The 859-nt window shown below is 43.8% G+C and carries 1 protein-coding gene; it reads left to right on the top strand.

The features are described from left to right. Positions 1–859: ABC transporter substrate-binding protein (locus tag BBG47_RS28255; RefSeq protein WP_139070833.1), on the top strand; the 859-nt coding region annotated here is incomplete at both ends.

The following is an 859-nucleotide window of genomic DNA, read 5'->3' as shown; positions in this document are numbered from 1 at the left end:
GTATTTTCATATGAAATATCCGCAAATTGAAGTCGAAGTCATTCCGCAGACTCAGATACTCAAAAATCTCGGCTCTTCGATTAGTGGAGAAGATTGGGATGCGGAAATGAAGAAACTGCTAGAAAACTCCGGTGCTGACGTATTAAGGATGGGTACGGATATGTTTCCATTATTTGCGAAAAATGGCATATTGTACGAGTTAGAGGATGTAATCCGGCAGGACGACTATGATATGGAGGGCTTTTTGCCGGGGGTCATCGATAGAATGAAAAGCTTAGGCAACGGCAAGTTATATGGGCTTGCTCCTTATATAGATCGACAGGCTTTATACTATAACGCAGCATTGTTCAAAGAGCATCACATCGAACCGCCGAAGAATAATATGACCTGGCAGGAAGTGCTTGATTTGTCTGCAAGATTTGCCAATATCGGAAGCGGCGAGAGTAAGGTGCACGGGTACTACGAATGGATAGGAAGCTTACGCTACTTCTTGTTCAGAATCGCCGATACCTCTGGATTGAGACTGTTCGATCCAAAGGGAGAGAAGGTGATTCTGAACACTGAGGGCTGGAAAAAAGCGATCAAGCAGACAACAGATGCGATGCGCAGCAAAACGGTATTTTTCCATCCGGAAGGCCAGATTTATTCGCAAAAAAGTTATTTTTATAATGATCAAGCTGCGATGATGATTAGCAATGCTTACACATCCCTGGAGCTTATCAATAACAAGAAAGATTGGGGTGTAGTTACAGCGCCAATAGATCCTGCAATGGATTCTTCAAGTATCGACTTTGAATTCATCTATGCAGTTGCAGCCGACTCAGCCAACAAGCGTGCAGCCTGGGAATTCGTCAAGTTC

The organism is Paenibacillus sp. KS1, assembly GCF_001680695.1.
Classification (GTDB): Bacteria; Bacillota; Bacilli; order Paenibacillales; family Paenibacillaceae; genus Paenibacillus_B; species Paenibacillus_B suaedae.
This window is presented reverse-complemented; position numbering and strand designations above follow the sequence as displayed.